The sequence below is a fragment of the Streptomyces sp. NPDC050704 genome (assembly GCF_040654355.1).
GTDB lineage: Bacteria > Actinomycetota > Actinomycetes > Streptomycetales > Streptomycetaceae > Streptomyces.
In genome coordinates this window covers 1-21,243 of sequence record NZ_JBFAHW010000156.1, presented here as the reverse complement: position 1 = coordinate 21,243, position 21,243 = coordinate 1, and the positions used below count along the sequence as shown (strand labels likewise).

General features: G+C 70.4%; 20 protein-coding genes. 3 read left to right on the top strand and 17 right to left on the bottom strand.

Annotation, left to right across the window (positions count from 1 at the left end; all coding sequences use genetic code 11):
- Positions 1 to 368, bottom strand: a 368-nt coding sequence (locus AB0I18_RS46885) for an FAD-dependent oxidoreductase (RefSeq protein ID WP_363111962.1), incomplete at its 3' end; no start/stop codon positions are given.
- 298 nt (positions 369 to 666) lie between these two features.
- Positions 667 to 2,346, bottom strand: a complete 1,680-nt coding sequence (locus AB0I18_RS46880; RefSeq protein ID WP_363111960.1) for a hypothetical protein — start codon at positions 2,344 to 2,346, stop codon at positions 667 to 669.
- A 389-nt stretch (positions 2,347 to 2,735) separates the two neighbouring features.
- On the opposite strand from AB0I18_RS46880, the gene AB0I18_RS46875 reads away from it, so the two are divergent.
- Complete coding sequence (locus tag AB0I18_RS46875; protein WP_363111959.1) at positions 2,736 to 5,291, top strand: SpoIIE family protein phosphatase; 2,556 nt, start codon at positions 2,736 to 2,738, stop codon at positions 5,289 to 5,291.
- On the opposite strand, the gene AB0I18_RS46870 is transcribed toward AB0I18_RS46875, so the two are convergent.
- On the bottom strand, positions 5,175 to 5,681 hold the full coding sequence (locus AB0I18_RS46870) for a helix-turn-helix domain-containing protein (protein WP_363111958.1): 507 nt from the start codon (positions 5,679 to 5,681) through the stop codon (positions 5,175 to 5,177). The two genes, AB0I18_RS46875 and AB0I18_RS46870, sit on opposite strands and share 117 nt — an antisense overlap.
- 55 nt (positions 5,682 to 5,736) lie before the next feature.
- Here AB0I18_RS46870 and AB0I18_RS46865 point away from each other — a divergent pair, with 55 nt between their 5' ends.
- Positions 5,737 to 6,675: an NADP-dependent oxidoreductase gene (locus tag AB0I18_RS46865; RefSeq protein WP_363111957.1), complete on the top strand. Its 939-nt coding sequence runs from the start codon at positions 5,737 to 5,739 to the stop codon at positions 6,673 to 6,675.
- Between the two features lie 69 nt (positions 6,676 to 6,744).
- Here AB0I18_RS46865 and AB0I18_RS46860 read toward each other — a convergent pair whose 3' ends face one another.
- The 14 genes from AB0I18_RS46860 to AB0I18_RS46795 form a co-directional block, all read right to left on the bottom strand.
- A complete protein-coding gene (locus tag AB0I18_RS46860; protein WP_363111956.1) occupies positions 6,745 to 7,176 on the bottom strand; it encodes a hypothetical protein in 432 nt (143 codons plus the stop codon).
- A 223-nt stretch (positions 7,177 to 7,399) separates the two neighbouring features.
- Positions 7,400 to 8,041, bottom strand: coding sequence for an OmpA family protein (locus AB0I18_RS46855; RefSeq protein ID WP_363111955.1), 642 nt, complete (start codon positions 8,039 to 8,041; stop codon positions 7,400 to 7,402).
- 2 nt (positions 8,042 to 8,043) lie between these two features.
- Positions 8,044 to 8,631, bottom strand: a complete 588-nt coding sequence (locus AB0I18_RS46850) for a hypothetical protein (RefSeq protein WP_363111954.1) — start codon at positions 8,629 to 8,631, stop codon at positions 8,044 to 8,046.
- 15 nt (positions 8,632 to 8,646) lie between these two features.
- Complete coding sequence (locus AB0I18_RS46845) at positions 8,647 to 9,252, bottom strand: pilus assembly protein TadG-related protein (protein WP_363111961.1); 606 nt, start codon at positions 9,250 to 9,252, stop codon at positions 8,647 to 8,649.
- Positions 9,252 to 9,497: a hypothetical protein gene (locus AB0I18_RS46840; RefSeq protein WP_363111963.1), complete on the bottom strand. Its 246-nt coding sequence runs from the start codon at positions 9,495 to 9,497 to the stop codon at positions 9,252 to 9,254. Before AB0I18_RS46840 ends, AB0I18_RS46845 begins: the two co-directional genes overlap by 1 nt.
- Positions 9,498 to 9,602: 105 nt before the next feature.
- The gene (locus AB0I18_RS46835; RefSeq protein WP_363111953.1) at positions 9,603 to 10,355 is read right to left on the bottom strand and encodes a response regulator transcription factor; all 753 of its coding nucleotides are present in this window, start codon (positions 10,353 to 10,355) and stop codon (positions 9,603 to 9,605) included.
- Positions 10,348 to 11,736 carry a sensor histidine kinase gene (locus AB0I18_RS46830; protein ID WP_363111952.1) on the bottom strand — a complete coding sequence of 463 codons (1,389 nt, stop codon included), beginning with the start codon at positions 11,734 to 11,736 and terminating at the stop codon, positions 10,348 to 10,350. The genes AB0I18_RS46835 and AB0I18_RS46830 overlap by 8 nt, the downstream gene beginning before the upstream one ends.
- A 58-nt stretch (positions 11,737 to 11,794) precedes the next feature.
- Positions 11,795 to 12,685, bottom strand: a complete 891-nt coding sequence (locus AB0I18_RS46825) for a DUF5936 domain-containing protein (RefSeq protein WP_363111951.1) — start codon at positions 12,683 to 12,685, stop codon at positions 11,795 to 11,797.
- A gap of 46 nt (positions 12,686 to 12,731) precedes the next feature.
- Positions 12,732 to 13,673 carry a type II secretion system F family protein gene (locus AB0I18_RS46820; RefSeq protein ID WP_363111950.1) on the bottom strand — a complete coding sequence of 314 codons (942 nt, stop codon included), beginning with the start codon at positions 13,671 to 13,673 and terminating at the stop codon, positions 12,732 to 12,734.
- 76 nt (positions 13,674 to 13,749) lie between these two features.
- Positions 13,750 to 15,090 carry a CpaF family protein gene (locus AB0I18_RS46815; protein ID WP_363111949.1) on the bottom strand — a complete coding sequence of 447 codons (1,341 nt, stop codon included), beginning with the start codon at positions 15,088 to 15,090 and terminating at the stop codon, positions 13,750 to 13,752.
- Positions 15,091 to 15,132: 42 nt separating this feature from the next.
- Positions 15,133 to 15,456, bottom strand: a complete 324-nt coding sequence (locus tag AB0I18_RS46810) for a TadE/TadG family type IV pilus assembly protein (protein ID WP_363111948.1) — start codon at positions 15,454 to 15,456, stop codon at positions 15,133 to 15,135.
- 137 nt (positions 15,457 to 15,593) lie between these two features.
- A complete protein-coding gene (locus AB0I18_RS46805; RefSeq protein WP_363111947.1) occupies positions 15,594 to 17,216 on the bottom strand; it encodes an AAA family ATPase in 1,623 nt (540 codons plus the stop codon).
- 98 nt (positions 17,217 to 17,314) lie between these two features.
- Positions 17,315 to 18,028, bottom strand: a complete 714-nt coding sequence (gene cpaB, locus AB0I18_RS46800) for a Flp pilus assembly protein CpaB (RefSeq protein ID WP_363111946.1) — start codon at positions 18,026 to 18,028, stop codon at positions 17,315 to 17,317.
- Positions 18,029 to 18,255: 227 nt separating this feature from the next.
- Positions 18,256 to 19,137, bottom strand: coding sequence for a hypothetical protein (locus AB0I18_RS46795; RefSeq protein ID WP_363111945.1), 882 nt, complete (start codon positions 19,135 to 19,137; stop codon positions 18,256 to 18,258).
- Between the two features lie 364 nt (positions 19,138 to 19,501).
- Here AB0I18_RS46795 and AB0I18_RS46790 point away from each other — a divergent pair, with 364 nt between their 5' ends.
- Entirely contained in the window at positions 19,502 to 21,193 is a 1,692-nt protein-coding gene (locus AB0I18_RS46790) for a glycoside hydrolase family 18 protein (protein WP_363111944.1), read from the top strand.
- The last annotated feature ends 50 nt before the right edge of the window (positions 21,194 to 21,243 follow it).

Genomic DNA, 21,243 nt, shown 5'->3' with positions numbered 1-21,243 from the left:
GAACAGCGTGGGCCCTGCCGGGGTGCGGGTCCAGGCGAACAGGGTGTCGGCGTCCAGATCCAGGGTGTCGGCGCCGCCTTCGCCGGAGTGTCGGGGACACCGGCGGCGAGGATCACCGAGTTGTTCGGGATCCAGATGCCCGCGCCGGAGCGGGCCGCCGAGCCGCCGAAGGTGGCCGCCTTCTCCACGACGACACAGCTCAGCCCTTGCTCAGCGGCCGTCAGCGCCGCGGTCATCCCCGCCGCTCCGGAGCCGATCACCACGACGTCGTACGTGCCGAGCAGGGGCGGCTCGGCCGCGTCGGCGGTCCCGGCGAGTCCCGGGAGACCGGCCGCCAGCGCGAGCCCGGCACCCGCCCCGCCGAGCATCGCGCGCCGCGAAGGGCCGGGCGCGGAGGAGGATTCGGTACGTCTGACAGGGTCCGCGCTCGTGGCCATGGCAGGGCCCTCCAGCAGGGCGAAGGAATGGGAGAGCGTGCTGTGCACCCCGGGAAGCAACGAGCTTGTGGTGTCCGGGTTCTGATGCAGAGTCAGAAATGTGGCGCGATGACCGTACGAAGTCAAGGGGTACGCCGAGCCCCTACGGGCGCGGGCCGCTCGGCCTCAAGGCACACTCGGGTCGGCCGTGAGCGGGACCTGGCCGGATGAGGCCTTCGGCCGATCGGCCTCAGCAACAACCGGTATCGGCGGCTCCGGCGCCGGTGACGGTTTCGAGGCGGCAGAAGCAGGACGCCTCGATCGGTACGTCCGCCAGGGCGGTGGCGATCTTCAGTTGCTGGGCCACGATCTGTGCCTCCCCCGCCTTGCCCAGCCGGACGAGGCACTCGTGGAATCCGTGCAGGGCCCAGACGTTGCCGGGGTGCTGCGAGGCGCGGGCAAGGGTGTCGTCGAGCCCCAGATCGGCCCGGTAGACGGCTTCCGCCTCCGCGACGCGCCCCTGTTCGAGGAGCAGGGCGCCGTACGCGTGCCGGGTGGGCTGCATCCATCCCCACGGCTCGTCGTAGGGGAGGCCGTCGTCGAGTGCGATCGCCCGCTCCAGTGCGGCGAAGGCGGCCTTGTGGTTGCCCTTGCGGTACTCCACTTCGCCGTCGAGCATCGCCGACGCGACCGCGAGGATGTCCACGCAGGTGTTGTTGAAGAGCATCCGCGTCTCCGGAACCCGGGTGACCGCCTCGCGGAACAGTTCGCGTTCGGCCTCGGCCTCGGCGATCCGGCCGGTGGCCGAGAACGCGACACCGCGGCCGTAGTGGAGCATCGCGGTCGTCACGCAGTACAGCCGCGGATCGGCGGGCAGCGGCACCTGCACGAGGTCGGCCCAGCGGCCGAAGCGGATCAGCACATGCACCCGCATGGCGAGGAAGCCTTCCAGCCAGTCCGCCATGGGCGGACTCTGCACCCGCAGCAGTTCCTCGGGAATGGAGGCTTCGAGTCGGGCGGCGGTCTCCAGGGCGGTCTTCGCCTGGCCGAGGAACATCGCCCCGTAGATCTTGAAGTGGTAGTTGTGCGACCGGTACAGGGTGTAGAAGTTCATCGCCCCGGCCCGCGCGCGGAACTTCTCGTCGGCGACGATCGCCGCGCTGTTGTCGGAGACCACACGCCGGTAGTCGCCGCAGAGCACGTCCAGGTGGGTGGGCATGTGCTGCAGGTGGCCGGCGTCGGGGACCAGGCCGCGCAGCCGGTCCGCGGCGGGCAGCGCGGTCTCGGGGCTCGGGGACATCTCCATCAGATGGATGTACATGTGCAGGGCGCCGGGGTGCCCCGCCCCGGCATCGGTGGCGATCGCCCGCTCCAGGGCCCCCTTCGCCTCGATCGTGCGCGCGCCCTCGGCGGGCTCGCCGGTGCGCAGATCCCACAGCTGCCAGGGCGTCAGGTTCATCTGCGCGTCGGCGTGGAGCGTGGTGACATCGAGGTCGTCCGGGGCGAGTTCGTACACGGCGCGCATGCTGTCGGCGTAGGGCTCGTTCCACACCGAGCAGTCCTCGACGGCCTCCGCCTGCGGATAGCGGGCACGCAGCGCACCGATCAACGCCTGTTCGACGGGGGTCGCGCCGGCTGCCTTCTCGTGTGCGAGTTCCACGGCGGCGTGTGTGCGGTCGACGGTGCGGGTCAGATCCTCGCCGTCGAAGAACTCCCAGGGTTTGTTGTAGTTCGGGCCGAGGGCGTAGGCGATGCCCCAGTGGGCCATGGCGCAGTCGGGGTCCGCGGCGGCGGCGGCCTCGAAGCAGGAGACGGCTTCCTCGTGGTGGAAGGCGTACGACCAGTTCAGACCGCGGTCGAACCACATCTGGGCCTCCGCGGACGACGTCGTCACGGGGCGGCTGTGGGTGCCGAGATCGTAGTAGTCCATCTGCTTCTCCGGTGTATGAGACCTGTACGCCGAGGCTAGAGGCGTTCCCGGGCGCGCAGTAGACCGGCGCTCACCGGTTCGCCGCGTTTGACGGACCGGGCGACGGCCCGGCCCTGCTGTCGCACCGGCGCCGGACCTCGCGCCCGAAGCGTCCTCGGCAGTCGGCAGCCAGTGCCATCGGGACGACCGGGTCGATCGTCGGATCACCTCCGCTGGATGAGACCGATGTTGACGCGGCTCTCCGGAGGGGATCGAGGCGGTGCCCGGCCCGGCCCCGGTAGCCTCGTCGGGTCCACAGGCGGAGCTCCTCGTCAGGGTGCAGGCGAAGGGCGTCGTGACGCATTCTTGCTGTGTCAGCCACCCGGCGGCGCACGGACGAGGTAGGGCCGATGACTGGGAGCCCCGAGCACGACATCCGGACGCCCGGACGCCTGGCCGCGCTGCTGACCGGGATCACGACGGAGGCCATCAGCGCGGCCGGCGGCTTCGCGGGCGGCGTGTACCTGCGCTCCGGTACGCCCGGGCTGCTGCGGCTCGCCGTGCTCGCGGGCCTGCCGGGGCCGTTGTTCCGGCCCTGGTGGCGGCTGCACGTGGACCGTCGGTTCCCCGTCGCCGACGCCTACCGGCTCGGTGTCCAGGTGGTGCTTCCGGACGCCACGGAGACGATGCGCCGCTACCCCCAGTTCGCGGCGGGCCTGCCGTTCCAGTTCGGGTCCGTGTACGTGCCCGTCGTGGGCGCGTCGACGACCTACGGCGTACTGACCGTCCTGCGCCCCTCGGTGTCGGACGCCGTCGAGGTGCTGCCCGACCGTGACCGCGTGGCGGAGCTGGCCGAGGACCTGGCCACGGCTCTGCGGAGCCTGGAGGACGGCGACGGTCCTGCGGTCGCCTGGGAGGGCGAGCCGCTGTGCGTACGGCCACCGGCCGCGGCCCCGCCGGTCGGGCACATCGGGCGTTTCAGCTGGGACCCGGCGACCGACGTCGTGACCACGGACGACCGTCTGCACGCGCTGCTGGCCGCGGCGCCGGAGAAGTTCACCGGCACCCCGCAGGCACTCGCGGACGCCGTGGCCGGCACCGACGCGCACCAGATCCTGACCACCCTGCGGGAGACGGCCGCGGGAAGACCGCCGCCCCTGCCGCTGCCCGTGCGCACCACCGACGGCACACTGCGGCTGCTGGACCTCTGGACGCCGCATGACACGTCCGTGGCGCCCGGCACGCACCCGGTCTGCGGCATCGTCCTCGACCCGGGCATCGGCCCGGCGGCCGACGGAGCGGCCGACCTGCTCCCGGAGGGCGTGCTCTGCCTCGACCGGCTGGGACTGATCACCTACGCGAATCCGCGCGCGGCGCAGCTCCTGGGCCGGCCTCGGACAGAGCTTCTGGGCTACTCCTTGTGGGAAGGGGTGCCGTGGCTGGACCAGCCCGCCTACGAGGACCATCTGCGCGAGGCCCTGCTGTCACCGGACCCGGTGCACTTTCACGCCGTACGGCCTACCGGGCACGGCGGGGAGCCCGCCCCGCACGCTGACGGGGGTGACTGGCTCGCCCTCTCCGTCTATCCCGGCCCCGACACTCTGACCTGCAGAATCGTCCCGGCGAACCGGATGGCGGACCCGCCGCCCGAGCCCGCACCCTCGCCCGGGAGGCCCGCGCCGGCGGTCATGCCCCTGGCCGACGGATCCGCCGCCGAAGTCACCTCCATGGCCCCGCTGTACCGCCCGATCATCCTCGCGATCGCGCTGACCGAGGCGGTCACCGCCCGCCAGGTGTCCGCGGTGGTGATGCAGGAGCTGCTGCCGGCCTTCGGCGGCCGTCGGCTCGCCATCTATCTGCTGCAGGACCGGCACCTGTACCTGGCCTGGGAGACGGGCTTCCCCAAGAACTTCCTCGCCCCGTTCGAAGGGGTGGGTCTCGACGTCCGGCTGCCCGGCGTCGAGACCCTCACCAGCGGCCGGCCACTCTTCTTCGAGTCGATGCAGCAGCTCGCGGCCGCCTACCCCGGCATCCCCATGGACGCGACGGAGGGAGCTCGCGCCTTCCTGCCGCTCATCGCCTCCGGGCGTCCGGTCGGCTCCTGCATCCTGGGGTTCGACCGCTCCCGTGCCTTCTCCACCGAGGAACGCTCGGTGCTCACCGCCCTCGCCGGACTGATCGCCCACGCGATGGAGAAGGCACGGCGGTACGACACCGAGGCCGCGCTCGCCCGCGGACTGCAACAGGCCCTCCTCCCCCGGCATCTGTCGGCACACCCGCGGGTGGAGACCGTCGGGCGTTATCTGGCCGGCACACAGGGGATGGACGTGGGCGGGGACTGGTACGACGTCGTCGCGTCCGGGGACGGTCTCGCCCTGGTCATCGGCGACGTACAGGGACACGGAGTCCAGGCGGCCGCCACCATGGGGCAGCTGCGCAGCGCCGTACGGGCCTTCGCGCTCGGCGACCGGCCGCCCGACGAGGTCCTGAGCGGCACCAACCATCTCCTGATCGACCTCGATCCCGGCCAGTTCGCCAGCTGCTGCTACATCCGGCTGGACCCCGGCACCGGCCTGGCCCAGGTCGCCCGGGCGGGCCATCCGCCGCCGATCATCCGCTACCCGGACGGCCGTACCCACATCCTGGACATCCCCGGCGGTGTCGTGCTCGGGGTCGACCCGCACGCCCAGTACCCCGTGACGGAGTTGCAGCTGGAGCCGGGCGCCATTCTCGCGCTCTACACCGACGGACTGGTCGAGCGGCCCGGTGTCGACATCGACGAGGGCATCACCGCGCTGCGCGTGGCGCTGGCCCGGGCCGGTTCCCCCGCCGCCCGCCCGGGCGGCCGTTCACTGGCCGGTGTCGCCGACCGGCTCACCGCCACGGCCCGGCATGTCGCCGACCGGCCCGACGACATCGCGCTCCTGCTCACCACGCGCCGTCCGACGCCCCGGGACCACAGCTGAACCGACGCCCCTCCCCCGTGCGCGGCTCACCTGCACGAAGGGCATGTTGTCGGCGGCCCCAGGGGCCTGGCGGGCGGCGCGTTCGTCGAATTCCTCCCGTGCGGCCTGGAGTGCGGCGATGTTCGCCTGCGACCAGTCGGTGATGCTTTGCACCAGCCCGCCCACTTCCTGGCCCAGCCCGGCCAGCCGGTACTCCACGCACGGCGGCACGGTCGGGTACAGAATGCGCGTCAGCAGTCCCTCGCGCTCCAGCGCCCGCAGGGTCCCCGTCAGCACTTTCGGCGTCACGCCGTCCAGCCGCCGGCGCAGTTCGCCGAACCGCATGGGCCGGCCGTCCTCCAGCGCCACCAACACCAGCATGGTCCACTTGCCGGCGATCAGCTCCAGCACGGGCGGACCATGGGACGCAGCGAGACCCACTGCCGAAGAGCGACGAGGAGTCCTGATGTCCGCCCGTATGCATGCCATCGTCCAAACGGCGTTCGGCGGTCCTGAGGTGCTCGCCTACGACGAGACCGACGTGCCGGAGCCCGGTCCCGGGGAGGTACTGCTGCGGGTCGCCGGCGCCGGAGTCAACCCGGGCGACGCGGTTCTCCGGGCGGGCCGTGTGCCGGGGCTGGTCACCCTGCCGTGGACGCCGGGCAACGACGTGGCCGGCGTCGTCATGCGGATCGGCCGGGGCGTGACGCGGTTCGCGCCGGGCGACGAGGTGTACGGCATGCTGGCGGTCACCCGGCGTGGCGCGTACGCCGAGTACACCGCCGTACCGGCCACCGCGCTGGCCCCCAAGCCCAAGAACCTCGACCTGGTGCACGCCGCGGCCGTGCCCCTGGTCGCGTTCACCGCCTGGCAGGCATTGGCCGTGCTGGCCGGGGTCCGGGCCGGCGACCGGGTGCTGATCCATGCGGCGGCGGGCGGCGTCGGCCACGTCGCGGTGCAGCTCGCCAAGGAACTCGGGGCACACGTCATCGGCACCGCCCGGGCGGCCAACCACGACTTCCTGCGCGGTCTGGGCGCCGACGAACTGATCGACTACACCGCCGCCGACTTCCGGACCTCGGTGGCCCCGGTGGACACCGTCCTGGACCTGGTCGGCGGTTCGTACGGGCCGCGCTCCCTCGACGTGCTCCGGCCGGGCGGTCTGCTCATCGGCGCGTCGATCGACCCGGGCACGGACGAACGGCAGGCCGTCGACCGTGGCCTGCGCTACGTCTGGGTCACGGCCGAGCCCTCCGGACAGGTGCTGGAGCGGATCACCGAACGCATCGAGGAGGGCCGGTTGCGGGTCACGGTCCAACGCACCTACCCGCTGGCCGAAGCGGCCGCGGCGCACCGCGCGATCGAGGAGAAGCGCACCACGGGCAAGATCATCCTCGTGCCGTGACCAGCGTGACCAGAACGTCTCGGGCGGATCCCCGCGGCGGAGAGCGGAGACCGGACCCCGCGATGCGTGTCAGACATCGGTGGGCAGGCCGCTCACCTCGGCGATGCCTCGCAGCTCTTCGTCCTGCCGGTGCCGTTCACCGATGAAGTCGGCGATCTCTTTGCACCGGGCGGGATCGGCCGCGGTGTCCGAATCCGTGACGACCCTGACGCGGCCGGTCTCCTCGGTCTCGATCTCGACGATCTGGTTGTCCAGACGCCCGGTGGCGGCGACGGCCACGACGAGAGACGCCTCGTCGCGGATCTCCTGCGAGACGCTGGCGCCGTCCACGCCTTGCAGACTCAACTCGATCGGTCCGGCACGTTGCTCCTGCATCGCCTCCAGTACGGGCTCGACCATGCGGAGCAGCAACGCGTAGTCCGCTGGAGTCATTCGGACACGCAACAGGTCGAGATAGAGGTCCACGGGCCGGCCTTCCGGCGGAAACTCTGATTCGCTCATGGGACTCGACTTCCCCAATGTTGGCCGCGTGATCGCATCTGCGTCCAGAATGCTGGATCTCGGCGCCCGTCGCCCCTCGACACCACCCGCCGCACCGCCGGGCCCGAGGCCGCCGACCAGGGCCGTGGCCACCTGCCGGGCCTGTGATGCGCGTCCACGGAATTCACTCGCTCGGCCCACACGCCGCCGCGGATCGGGGGACGGGCAGGACGCCGGCAGCGACTCAGCTCTGGTTGGGGCTTGGCTCCGCGACCTTCGGGAACGTCACCTCCACGCGGCGGTTCTTGCGGCGGCCCTGTTCCGAGGTGTTGTCGGCGATCGGGTAGTCCTCGCTGTAGCCGCGTACCTCGAAGGTGATGTCCGGGCCCAGGCCGGCCGCGAGCTCGTCGTGGACCGCTTCCGCGCGGTTCTTGGAGAGGGTGACGCCATGCGCGTACGAGCCGAGGTTGTCCGTGAAGCCGAAGACGCGGACGTTCGTGGCGTTCTGGGCCTTGATCTCGTCCGCGATCGCCTTGATACGGGAGCGCGCCTCCGGGTTCAGCTTCGAGCTGTCCTTCGGGAAGAGGACCTCCGCCTGGAGCGCGAACGTCACGTCCTCGTTCGTGTCCTCGCGGCGTTCCTCACCACCGAGGTCCTCGACGACCGACTTGATGTCCAGCACCCGCGCGGGCGCGAGCGTGGCGCCGTCGGCGAGCTTCAGGCCCGGGCTGTTCGCGTCGACTTCCGGGGGCGCTGAGGAGCTGACGCTGCCTGGTGGGGCGCTGGGGTCCTTCTCGTCCGCGTGGGCGGAGGTGAGGGGGATCAGGAAGGCGAGGGTGGTGAGGGCGGTGAGGGTCGTCGCTGTGGTGCGGAGGGTGAGGGGCATGGTTACTCGCCCTCGGAAAGCTCGATGTCGGCCGGGGGCATGGCACCGACCTGGAAGGTGACCTTGGTCGTGTTCTCTGGTGGAGCGGGGAATTGGGCGTACCAGCTTGCGGAGTCGCCCGGCCTTACACGGGCGAACTTCGTACAGAGGCAGCGACCGGAGGTGTCCCGCAGCACGAGGTACTTCTTCTTGCCTTCCTGATCGACCAGGCTCGCGCCCGACAGCGACCCACCGTTACTGGCCAACTCGGTCTCGTCGCTCTGCCATTCAGCACCAAGCCAGGAACCGCTGCCACCGTTCGTGACCTGCCCAGACACGGTAACGAAGCCGCCTTGCTCACGCTCGGCAGAGGTGATGGTGACTGTGATGTCACCATCCTTGGCGGTGGCCAATGTCTGCTGACCGGAGGGTGCCTGGGACTCCTCCTTGTCGCCGCCCCCATCACTCTTCGCCGGCGACGAGGACGACGCCTTCTTGTCCGAACCGCCGTCGTCTCCGCCGCCACAACCGGCCACCGTGAGGACCAGCCCAGTCGTGATCGCCACAGCGGTCAGTGCCCTGCGGCCCCGCATGGTGTGCCGAAAGTCCATTGGTACGGCTTCCTTTCACTCGGCCAGATGCACAGAGAACAGCACGGACGCGTCGGGAAGGTCGTCCAAATCGAAATCTTCGGGGTCGATGTCCACGGGTTCGCCGTCACAGTTCAGCGTGATGAGCTCCGTGGGATCGGCGTCCAGGTCGAAGTCGCACCGCGGCTCGATGACGGCCGTGGCATCCGCCCTGGCGCGCTGGGACTCCGTGCCCGGAATGATCGAGTCGCCCACCGTGTAGTTCGTCTCGATCTCCACCCGGAATCCAGGTAGACCGTTGATGGTGGTGCGCTGAGCCCCACCCGGGACCGTTGAGTCGTTGTCGGCGGCCAGCTGCTGGGCCGCGGCCGTGGCCCCGGCGCCCTCGAACTGATCGCCGTCGAGCCAGTCCAGCCAGTTGTCGTCGACTCCGATGGCGCCTCCCAGCTCCTCCATCAGCTCGTCCCGAGCGCTCTGCGTCGCAGCCAACGCAGCAGCGTCCGCCGCGGATTGAGCTCCGTTCCGGGCGGACGCCGCTTGGGCAAACGCAAAAAACGCGAACGCTGCGAAGAGCAGAATCCCCGTCAGCCAGATGTAGATCGGGAGGGTCTGCCCTCGGTCGCTGCGAAGAAGAGTGGGGATCAGCCCCCGCCGCCGACGACCCGGTCGACAGCGTCGCCGATCGCGGCCGAGATCGTGCCGTCCAACCCCAGTTGGTCGATCAGCGTGAAGATCCCCGCAATCAGAATCATCAGCCCCGCGTACTCCACGAAGCCCGCTCCCGCGTCTCCGTCGCGTCCCCGCATTCGGGAGGTCACGGTCCGGACCCATCCCCGAACCGCCTGCTTCGCCCCCGTGGAGGTCTCCGGCTCCAGGCTCTTGGTCACAGTGATCCCTTCCCTCCCACCCAAAACCACTACCGTCCCGCGCACCGTACGTGAGAACCCGCCTACTGAGGGTGGGTCCAGGGGCCCAACTTCCCGAGATTGGAGTCACCGGTTCCACCCCCCTTGGGCTGTGCCCAGCCAGTGGGCGATCGCTTCGCTGCGCGAAGAACTGTGCAGCTTTGCGAAGATGCGGTTGATGTGGTTCTTGACGGTCTTCTCGCTGATGAAGCACGTGGCGGCGATCTGCCGGTTGTTCATGCCGGCCGCGATGAGATCCATGACCTCCACCTCCCGTGAACTCAGCCCGAAATCGCGTGGGTTGCGGTCGCGGCGGTGGAGCCCCACCGCGTAGGCGGGTCGAGCCTTCGACGACTGTGCCACAACTGATTGCAGATGCGAAGAGCTTTCGTTCGGTTCGTACGAAACGCTGAGCGAATCCGAGACAGTCGAAGCCGAGCGAGTGAAGACCGATCGCCCGTCACTCGACTCCCGTACCGCCTCGATCAGTTCCTCGGCCGTGAACTCGCCGTGCACCAGGTAGCCGACCGCGCCCAAACGCAACGCCTCGGCCACCACCTCGGGTTCACGGCTGTACGTCAGCATCATCACGGGGGCGAGCCGGGCCAGCGAAGGGAGTGCGGTCAGGCCGTCCGTCCCGGGCATGCGTACGTCCAGGAGGACCACGTCCGGGCGGTGGCGGGTCGCGGCCGTGACCGCCTCCGCGCCGTTCGACGCCTGCGCCGCGACCCGGATGTCGGGGTGGGCGCCGAGCAGGGCCGCGAGGCCCGCCCGCACGACCGGGTTGTCGTCGGCCACCAGCACCCGCAGGGGTGGGCCGGGAAGTGCCTGGTCAGGCATGTGCGGCCTCCTGTTGGGGAGTGTTCGAGGGGGATGCGGCCGGCGGGATGTCCACGCCGACCTCCGTGCCTCCGTGCTCACCTCGGCGCAGCCGGATGCCCGCGCCCATCGACGCCGCGCGCTCCAGCATGCCGAGGAGACCGAAGTGGCCGGATTTCGCCAGGAGTTGTACGTCATCGAGGGATACGGACGTGCCCGTTCCGTCGTCCCGCACTGTCAAGTGCAACGCGGACCCGCCGGAGTGGGTGTCCAGGTACACCTCCACCCGGCTTGCGTGCGCATGGCGGTAGGTGTTCTCCAGCGCCTCCGAGACGATCGCCAGGAGTTGGTGTGCCGTCTCAGGAGAGAGGGGAGGGACGGGAGTCTGGGCGGGCTGGTGGTGGAGCGTTGCCGTGATGCCCGTTCGGGACTCGAAGTCCCTCAGCCTTACCGTCAGTTCCGTCCTCAAGTCCGTCTGCGGGCTTGTCAGTGTCGTGTGGCGGCGCAGGTCGAGCAGTAGGTCCCGGGACTCCGCCGCGGCTCGGCGAGCCGCGCCCGCCACCGCCGTGGCCTGGTCCTTCAGGGCGCGGGAGTCCGGATCGCGGTCGGCGGCGATGGCGAGTGCCTCGGCGGACAGTGCCAGGCCGTGCAGGGTCTTCGCCACGGAGTCGTGCATCTCGCGGGCCAGCCGGGCCCGTTCGGACTCGACGGCCTCCGCCACGGCCAGCCGGGAGTTCGCCTCCGCGAGGGCCTGGCCTGCCGTGCCGAAGCGGAACATCAGGTTGCGGAGGGTCACGCCGATGATGCCGGCCGCGATGCAGAAGCCGGCGATGAGGAGGGTGCTGGCGCCGGTGCCGGGGCGGTGTTCCCAGGCCCTGAACACCGTGAGCAGGACGACGAGTTGGAGGCCCGTGAAGACGCCGGAGCCGCGCCAGCCGTAGAGGAGGCCGGAGAGGAGCGGGGTGCAGACGGCGGCGTATGCGAGGGGGGAGGCGGGGGACGCGGTCAGCAGGAGTATCGCGCCGAAGAACAGGTCCACCGCCATGAGGGTGGGGTGGGCCAGGAGGCGGGGGGCGAAGCGGTCCCAGTCCCTGAGCATGGCGTACGAGCCCATGACGCCCAGGACAGCGGCCGCGAGGACGCCGTAGCGGGACGGGCCGTGTGCCGCGTTGGCCATCGCGAAGGGGGCGCCGAGCGCGATCAGGGTGAGCCGGACCGCGAACGCCTGCCGGCAGAGGGCCTGGAGGGCGTTGAGCTGGAGGCGGACGTTGCCGGGCGCCGGGGCATCATCTGCGAGGTAACCGGTGGCCCGAGCGCCGAAGCGACCGGTAAGGAGGGTTGTTCTGAAACTGCGGGTCCGCTGTGGCTTGTCGCGCCCACGCGGCGGAGCCGCAGATGTCACAGCCCCGCGCCCCTGATGGGGCGCTGTAGCCCGGCCCTGCTTCCAAAGCCACGTCATCTCAACGCCCCAGGATCGAGCCGAAGTTCGTGCCCGAACCCAGGAACATTCCCGTGGCGATGAGGATCATCGTGGCCGGAAGCATGAAGACCAGCGTGACCATCGTCGCCTTGGGGATCGTCTTCGCGGCTCGGCGGCGGGAGTTCTGGGCGTCGGTGCGGCGCATGTCCGTGGCGAGCTGGATGAGGGTCTCGGCGATCGGGGAGCCCAGTTCCTCGCCCTGCTGCAACGCCGAGACGAACTGGGCGACCTGTTCGGAGGAGTTGCGCCTGCGGAGTTCGTCGAAGGCCTGGCGGCGGCTGACGCCCATGTCCATCTGGCGCAGGGTGATGCGGAGTTCGTCCGCCCATGGACCCTCGTACCGCTCCGCGACCCGGTCCAGGGCCTGGCGGAAGCCGAGGCCCGCCGAGACCACGACCGCCAGCACGTCCAGGAAGTCGGGGAGTGTGCGGTCGATGACGTCCTTGCGTTCGCGGATCGCCTGCCAGATGAGGGCGTCGGCGGCCAGCAGGCCGAAGGCCAGGGTCAGCAGGGCGAACAGGAGCTGGCCGTTGGTGAGGAAGACCAGTGCGAGTACGACGCCGAAGACTCCGTACACCGCCCGGCGGGCCGCGTAGCGGTTCACGGTCAGTCCTGCGGGGTTGCCCGCCATGTCGATGCGGCGGCGCTTGGCGTCCACCCGGCGGGGGCCCATCAGGCGCAGGACGAGCGGTGCGAAGCGCATGCCGAGGCGGTCGACGGCCGAGTCGGCCTTCGAGACGCGGGTCGAGCCGACCTCCAGGGCGAGGGCCATGTCGCCGGGGAGCTTGGCGTCCGCGCGGTACATGCGGATGCCGAGGAAGATGCCCCCGACGGCGAGGCCCATCAGTGCGGCGAGCAGCAAGGCCAGCAAGGTGATCCCCTCCTCCTCGTACTCATGCTCAGACTCATGCGCATGCTCATACTTCGATCTTGCCGAGGCGGCGGATGACGAAGAAGCCGATCGTGTAGAGGCCCATCGAGATGAGCACCAGGGTCTGGCCCAGTGGGGAGCCGGTCACCTTGGCCAGGGCGCCCTCGTTCGACGAGTTGATGAGGACGAGGGAGCCGAAGCCGAGGAGCGGGACCGTGAAGGCGGTCGCGTTGACCTCGGAGAGCATCGTGCGGACCTCGCGCCGGGTCTCCTTGCGGTCCTCCAGGGTCTGAGTGAGGTTCCGCAGGGAGTTGACCACCGAGCCGCCCGCCTTGTTGGACAGCACCAAGGTCGTGACGAGGACGACGAGTTCGCGGGACGGGAGGCGTTCGGCGAGTTCGCCGAGGGCGTCGTCGACCGAGCGGCCGAGGGTCAACTGGTCGGCTACCCGGGCCAGTTCCTCGCCCGCCGGGGCTTCGAGCTCCTCCGCCGCCATCGCCAGGGCGGTGCGCAGGGCGAGGCCGGCCGCCGCCGCGTTGGCCAGGATGCGGGCCACGTCGGGGAGTTGGTTGATGAAGGCCTCGATGCGTTTCTGGCGCTGCCAGTTGAGGAAGATCGCGGCGCTCCAGACGCCGATCAGGCCGGCGATGGGGCCGAAGAACGGGGCCAGCACGGCGGCCGCGATCAGCCAGAGGGCGGCGACCACGGCGGCGACGTACGTGGCGAACTCGCCCGCCGTCACGTCGAGTCCCGTCGCCGAGAGGCGCAGCTGGATGGTGCGGCCCAGGCGGGTCCGGCGGAGCCTGCGATCGACGGACGCGAAGCGGCGGGCGCGGCCGGCGGCGGTGCGCAGCGGGCCGCCGCCGGAGAGGCGGTCGACGAGGGCCTGGCGCTGGGCGCGCCCGGACGCGTACGTGTGCACGCCCGCGACGGCGAGTGTGCCGCACAGGACGGTGGCGCCGAGGGCGAGCAGGGCCGGGTCGTTCACGGCTCGCTCCTTCCGACAGTCGAGCAGGTGGTGAGGGTGGTGAGGGTGGTGAGGGTGGTGAGGGTCATCCGATGAGTCATCCGATGGCCTGCCTTGTCTGCAGTACGTCGATGGCTTCCGCGACGCCGAAGGCGGGAGGCAGCGGTTCGTTGGCGACGTACAGCTTCTCGGCGACCGAGCGGGGCAGCGGGAGGTGTTCGAAGTGGCCGTGGACGACGCGGTCGGGGCCGGTGGGGCGGGGGACGAATCGGGTGACGGGAACGACGCGGAACTGTTCGCGGCCGTGCGAGACGAGCAGCGCGATCTCGGTGACCTTGCGGGAGCCGTCGGCGTGCCGGGTGAGCTGGACGACGACGTCGACCGCGGAGTTGATCTGGTCCTTGAGGGCCTCGAAGGGGATCTGGACCTCGGACATCGAGCCGAGGGTCTGGAGCCTCATCAGGGCGTCCTCGGCGGAGTTCGCGTGGACGGTGGCGAGGGAGCCGTCGTGGCCCGTGGACATGGCCTGGAGCATGTCGAGGGTCTCGCCGCCTCGGACCTCACCGACGATGATCCGGTCGGGGCGCATGCGCAGGGAGTTGCGGACGAGGTCGCGGATGGTGATCTGGCCCTTGCCCTCCACGTTCGCGGGGCGGGATTCGAGGCGGATCACGTGTTCCTGCTGGAGCTGGAGTTCGGCGGAGTCCTCGATGGTGATGATGCGCTCCTGGGACGGGATGAGTCCGGAGAGCGCGTTGAGGAGGGTCGTCTTGCCGGTGCCCGTACCGCCGCTGACGATGACGTTGAAGCGGGCGCGGACGAAGGCGGCGAGCAGCATGAGCATCTGCTCGTCCAGCGAGCCGAGGCCGATGAGCTCGGGGAGCGTGTACGCGCGGGGGAAGCGGCGGATCGTGAGGGTCGGTCCGGTGAGGGCGAGCGGGGGGATGATGACGTTGACGCGCTCGCCGGTGGGCAGGCGGGCGTCGACCATGGGGTTCGACTCGTCGACTCGGCGGTTGACGGTCGAGACGATGCGCTCGATGGTCTGCATCAGCTGCTCGTTCGAGGCGAACCGGATGGGCAGTTGCTCCACGCGTCCGGCGCGCTCCACGAAGATCGAGTCGGGGCCGTTGACCATGATCTCGGTGATCGACGCGTCGGCGAGGAGCGGTTCGAGGACGCCGAGGCCGAGGGCCTCGTCGACGACCCGGCGGATCAGCTGGGCGCGTTCGCCGGAGGAGAGGACCGGGCCCTCTCGGCTGATGATGTGGCCGAGTACGCGCTCCAGGCGGGTGCGGCGCTCGGCCGCCGCGAGGCTCGACATCTCCGCGAGGTCGATCTCTTCGAGCAGTTTGGCACGGTAGACGGCGACGAGGTGTCCGTCCTCGCGGCCGGATCCGCCCTCTTCGGGGGCGGCGATACGGGCCCTGAGGCTCATGTCTTCAACTCCCTTCCGGGGGAGGTCGGTTCGGCATGGAGGTCAGTCGTCTTCGTCGTTGGGCATGGTGGCGCTCTTGCGCACGGTCCAGCCCTCGTCCACGAACGGGATGAGGAGCGGGACCTGCACGATCACGGTGGCGGTGGTCGTGTCTCCTCCTCCCATGGGTGCGGATACGTTCGCGTCGAGCCAGTCGCTCATGGCGGCCGCACCCGCCGCCTCGCCCGCCCCGCCCTGCGAGGCGACCCGCGCGGCGGCCCGGGCGCCGGATCCGGCCTGGTTGGCGGCGTATCCGACGAGGCCCAGCTGAATGGTGGCCAGCCCGACGAGAAGGAGGATGGGCAGGAACCCGGCGAACTCCAGCATGGAGACGCCTCTGTCGCCCCAGCGACGGTTCGCTGCGGGTTCGGCGCCGCCGGCATCCACCGCCGTGGTCGCTCGCCGTCGCGCCGGAAACGAACCGCGAGGGAGCAGTAGTGAGAAGAGGGCGCGGTTTCCGGGCATCAGTCGACATCCCCTTCCACGGCCGCTCCCGCCTCGCCGTCGACCTGCCAGCCCGCGTCGAAGCCCGGGAAGAACAGGGGGACCTGGGCGTTGACGTCGGCTTTCCAGACGTCGCCCTCCCGGTTGCAGCCGATGGCGGCTCCCTGCCAGGCGTCCGGAAGATTCTCCTTGCCCGCGGCCTCACAGGCGCCCTGGGGGTCGCCGCCGGCCGCGTACGCCGCCGTGGCGGCCCTGGCCGCCTCGTCCGCCGCGTTCCCCGCCAGGGAGTACGTGTAGCCGTACAGCACGCACTGCCACAGGATCGTCATCACGACGAGCAGCAGGGGGAACATGCCGGCGAACTCCAGGGTGACCGCGCCCCGGTCGCCCTGGGCCTTGCGGCGGAGGGAGAGGGCACCCCGGTCCGAGGACGCCTTGCGGCGGCGCCCGCCACCGCCGCCGCTCTCCTGCGCGACCACCAGCCCCAGCTCCCCCGCCAGGGCCCAGAGCGCCTGCTTGACCGTGGACTTGCTGTCCAGGTCCTGCATCCGGCCCGCGTCCACCACCGACTGGAGTTCCTTGAAGGCGGCGGGCACTGTGGAACGGGCCACCTTCGTGCCGGTGACGCGTTCGACGAGGGACGGCTGTATCTCCGTACCGCGGGAGGAGCGGTTGAGGACCGTCAGCGTCTCCTCGGCCTTGCGGATCTGGAGGCGGTCCCACATGCGGACCATGCGTTTGGCGGCGCGGACGGCGACCACGTCCGGGGTGACCAACAGCAGGGCCTGGTCGGCCAGTTCGACGGCGGCGGCGTTCGCGGCGTTCAGCTGGGCGCCGCAGTCCACGACCACGACGTCGTAGCGGGAGCGCAGGGCGCCGAGGACCTGCCGGGCCACCCGGTCGGTGATCTCCTCGCCGCGTTCGCCCTCGGCGGGGGCGAGCAGCAGTCCGAGCCCGGTGTCGTGGCTGTAGACGGCATCCTGGAGGACCCGCGGGTTGATGTCGCTGATCCCGGCGAGGTCGGCGATGGAGCGGCGGAACTGCACGTCGAGGTACGAGGCCACGTCCCCGGACTGGAGGTCCAGGTCGAGCAGGGCCACGGAACGGCCCGACGCCTGGGCGGCCAGGGCGAGTTGGACGGCGGCGACGGTCGCGCCGACGCCCCCCTTGGCGCCGGTCACGGTGACGACCGTGCCGCCGGGTCCCGCGTACAACTCCGGCGTCCCGTTGCCGAGATGGCGCCGCATGCCCATGGACCAGGCGGCGGCGGCCTGGACGCGTTCGGCGAGGGCGTCGTAGCCGAGGGGCAGGCCGACGATGCCGCGGGCGCCGGAGTCCATGGCGGCGGTCAGTACGCCGGTGCTGGTGTCGGCGGTGATGAGGACGACGCCGACGGCCGGGAAGCGCAGGACCAGGTCGTGGATGACCTCCAGCGCGGGGACCGGGCCGATCCGCTCGTGTACGAGGACGACCTCGGGCAGCTCGTCCAGGGACTCGGCGGCCAGCCGGGCCAGGGTGTCGAGGAGTGACGTGGTGTCCGCGACCGGTGGGGCGGGCTCGGCGTCGGCGAGCTGGCTCAGGAGGGTGGTGAGCGCGCGGGCCGAGTCGATGTCGCCGACGGCGGGGAGGATTCGGATGGTCATCGGCCGATTCCTCGGCCGGTTCCTCGGCCGGGCCCGGGGCGACACGCCCTGGGCCCTGTCGTCAAGGGCCTCGTGGGGGCTGAGCGCATCACGGCCTCCTACTTGTCCTCGTCGAGGGTGTACGTGCGGTCTCCGGGGGCGACGGTGGTGTCGGCGCCGTCCGCGACCAGGGCCAGCCGGACGTGTTCGGCGAACGACTCGGCGTACGCGACGCGCTGGGCGTCGGCGGTGCCGAGGGCGAAGGTGATCGGGACCGCCTCGTTCGCGGTCCGGCGGCGGTCGTTGCTGGACTGCCCGGGGTCGAGCGCCGTCAGCTTGCCGACGTCGATCACGCGGGCATTCTCGACGATGACCTTGGACTGGTCCTTGCCGTTGTCGGTCTCGTCCTTGAACGTGGCGTAGATGTTGACCCGCGAACCCGGGTTGATCTTGCCCGCCACACCGGTCGCCGCGTCGATCATGATCGCGATCTCCTGCTGGCCGGCCTCCAGTTCGGGCCGGTCCACGATCATGTCGCTCTGGAGCAGCGAGCCCTCCTTCAACTGCGTGACCGCGATCTTGCCGCGGATCTCGGAGAGGTTGGTGACGGCGGTGGACGACAGCCACCGCTTGGGCATCGAGACCTTCTCGAACTGGGCGTCCGACAGCTCCTTGTAGGGCGCGATGTCGCCCTTCAGGCGGTACGCCGCGACCTCCGGGCCGACCTTCGAGTCCACATCGCGGATCACCGAGAGCACTCCGACGAAGGCGCCCAGGGCGGCCAGGGCCGAGAGGACCAGCAGGATGACGCCGCGGCGCTGGCGTGAGTTCATGCGGGGACAACCTCGATCGGGGCGGGGACGGGGACGGCGGGGTCTGACGGTCGTGTCTGGTGTGCACCGTTATTCAGGTGTACGTACGGGACTTGCACGTCTTGCACGTCTTGCTCGGTATGAACGACTTGCTTGGTTTGCATGACTTGCACGTCTTGCTCGGCTTGCGTGACTTACCTTGTCTGCGCGACTTGCGTGGCATGCATGGCTTACGTGACGTACGTGGCTTACGTAGCTCCCCGAGGCAGGGCGCGTACCGAAGAGGCTGCCCGCACCCTGGCCTTCGGAAGCTCCCGCGCCGAGGCCGGCGGCAGCGGCGCCGCACAGAACCCGCAGCGGTCACCGATGAGTTCGAGCCCGCACCAGTGGCACTCCTCGCGCCGTACGGACGAGACCAGCTGGTAGAGCACGGACACGTCGTACAGCCCCGCGGCGAACTCGGCGAGCTTGCCCGTGCCCCACCAGCGGGTGGACTCGGCGGACAGCGGCACGGTGGTGACACCCTGGACGCGCCAGGCGGGCGCGAGGGTCTCGGTGAGCCAGTCGGCGGGCAGCTGCCCGGGCGCGACGAGCAGCCGCGTCCCGAACTCAGGCCCCGGGAGCTCTCCTTGACCGACCCGGATCAACTGCGGCCGCGGATTGGCCAGTACGGCGAACTGGGCGCCCGGCACCCACGACTTGGCGTGCGACTTCAGCGAGACCGGGACCCGGTCGAGCTTGGCGACCGAGCTGAGCAGGGCGCCGGCGTAGATGTAGTGCGCGAGCAGCCGGGCGGCGGAGGCGAGCACGCCGGGGCTGAAGTCGCAGACGGAGAGCTGGCGCAACTGCTGGGCGAGCAGGGCGACGCCGAGCGGCGGCAGGTCGATGCCGAGCAGTGCGATGCGGTCGCTCTCCAGGACGGAACGCACGGCGTGCAGGCGCCGGGTGACGTCGCCCGGCGTGGAGGCCGGATACAGGGCGATCACGTAACCGTGCTGCTCGATGAGCGCGTGCATCCCGGTGAGGGAGCTTTCGAGGCTTTCGAGGGGCTGGACGGCGGCGGGCGGCGTCTGCCGGTCGTGCGGCGGGAGCACCAGATCGGAACTGGTGACGGCTATCGCGGTCGGCACGCTGCACACCACCCCGTTCACTGCGGCGGGGTGGTCAACCACCGCCTCAGATCGCCCCTGTTTCGCCATGAACCTTCACATAGGGACACACATTGTCACCGTGCGGCCCTTCTGCATATGCACCTTAACCACGGCATCCCCCGCTCAACACCGGATCTCCGAGATCAACTCACCGAAGGTGGCTCCTTGATCCACGGAGAGTGAAGCACATATGCCCCAACTCGGCCGCGCGGCAAGGATGTTGGGCCCGACGAAAGCCTTGACAACCGGATTGGTCTGGACCAGCTTGTACGTCCACGGCGGTGGCCACCGTTCCCCTTTCCGATCCCCCACCGGGAGGCCCTCAGTGAACCGCTCACCAGGCATGCCCCGACGCAGACGCACCTGGGCGGGAGCCCTGGCCGCCGCCGTCACCGCGTCCGTCCTCTCCCTCACCGGCCTGGCGGGCCAGGCCTCGGCCGCCGACGTCAACAACACCAGGAACGCCGGTTACGAGTCGGGCCTCGCCGGCTGGACCTGCTCGGCCGGCAGCGGCGCCACCGTCTCCTCGCCCGTGCACGGCGGTACGGCCGCCCTGAAGGCCACACCCGCCGGCCAGGACAACGCCAAGTGCGCCCAGACGGTGGCGGTCAGGCCCGACTCGACGTACACGCTGAGCGCGTGGGTGCGGGGCGGGTACGCGTACCTGGGCGTGAGCGGCACGGGTACGACGGACGTGGCGGCCTGGACCCCGGACTCCGCCTCCTGGAAGCAGCTGACGACGTCCTTCCGGACGGGCGCGGCCACGACCTCCGTGACCGTCTACACCCACGGCTGGTACGGGCAGCCTGCGTACTTCGCCGACGACGTGTCCGTGTTCGGGCCCGACGGGGGTGCGGGCGGCGACCCCGACCCGGTCGTCCCCTCGACGCCCGCCGGTCTGAACGTGGCGTCCACGACGTCCTCCGCCGTCTCCCTCGCCTGGAACACAGTGCCGGGCGCGACCGGCTACCACGTCTACCGCGGCGGTACGAAGGTCCTTGCGGTGACCGGGACTTCGGCGACCGTCTCCGGGCTGGCCGCGTCCACCTCGTACTCCTTCCAGGTCACCGCGACGAACGCGGCGGGCGAGTCGGCGAAGTCGACGGCGGTCACCGGCACGACCAAGGCGTCCTCGGACGGCGGCACCGCACTGCCGAAGCATGCCGTGACGGGCTACTGGCAGAACTTCGACAACGGCGCGACGGTCCAACGCATCTCCGACGTCCAGTCCCAGTACGACATCATCGCGGTGGCCTTCGCGGACGCGACGGGCACTCCGGGCGCGGTGACGTTCAACCTGGACTCGGCCGGGCTCGGCGGCTACACCGTCGACCAGTTCAAGGCGGACATCAAGGCCAAGCAGGCCGCGGGCAAGAAGGTGATCGTCTCGGTGGGCGGCGAGCGGGGCGCGGTGTCGGTGAACGACTCCACCTCGGCGACGAACTTCGCCAACTCCGTCCATTCGCTCATGCAGACGTACGGCTTCGACGGCGTCGACATCGACCTGGAGAACGGCCTCAACGCGACGTACATGACGCAGGCGCTGCGCTCGCTGTCGTCAAAGGCGGGGTCGTCTCTCGTCATCACGATGGCCCCCCAGACGATCGACATGCAGTCGACGTCCAACTCCTACTTCCAGACGGCCCTGAACATCAAGGACATCCTCACGGTCGTCAACATGCAGTACTACAACAGCGGTTCGATGCTCGGCTGCGACGGCAAGGTCTACTCGCAGGGCTCGGTGGACTTCCTGACCGCCCTCGCCTGCATCCAGCTGGAGGGCGGCCTCTCCCCGTCCCAGGTGGGCCTGGGCCTCCCGGCCTCGACGCGCGGCGCGGGCAGCGGCTACGTCTCGCCGACCATCGTGAACAACGCGCTGGACTGCCTGGCCAGGGGCACGAACTGCGGCTCCTTCAAGCCGTCGAGAACCTATCCGGACCTGCGCGGCGCGATGACCTGGTCGACGAACTGGGACGCGTCGGCGGGCAACGCGTGGTCGAACTCGGTGGGGCCGCACGTACACGGGCTGCCGTAGGGGGTGAGCCCCACCTGCGGCCGGGTGGTGGCGCCATGGTCCGGCGCCAC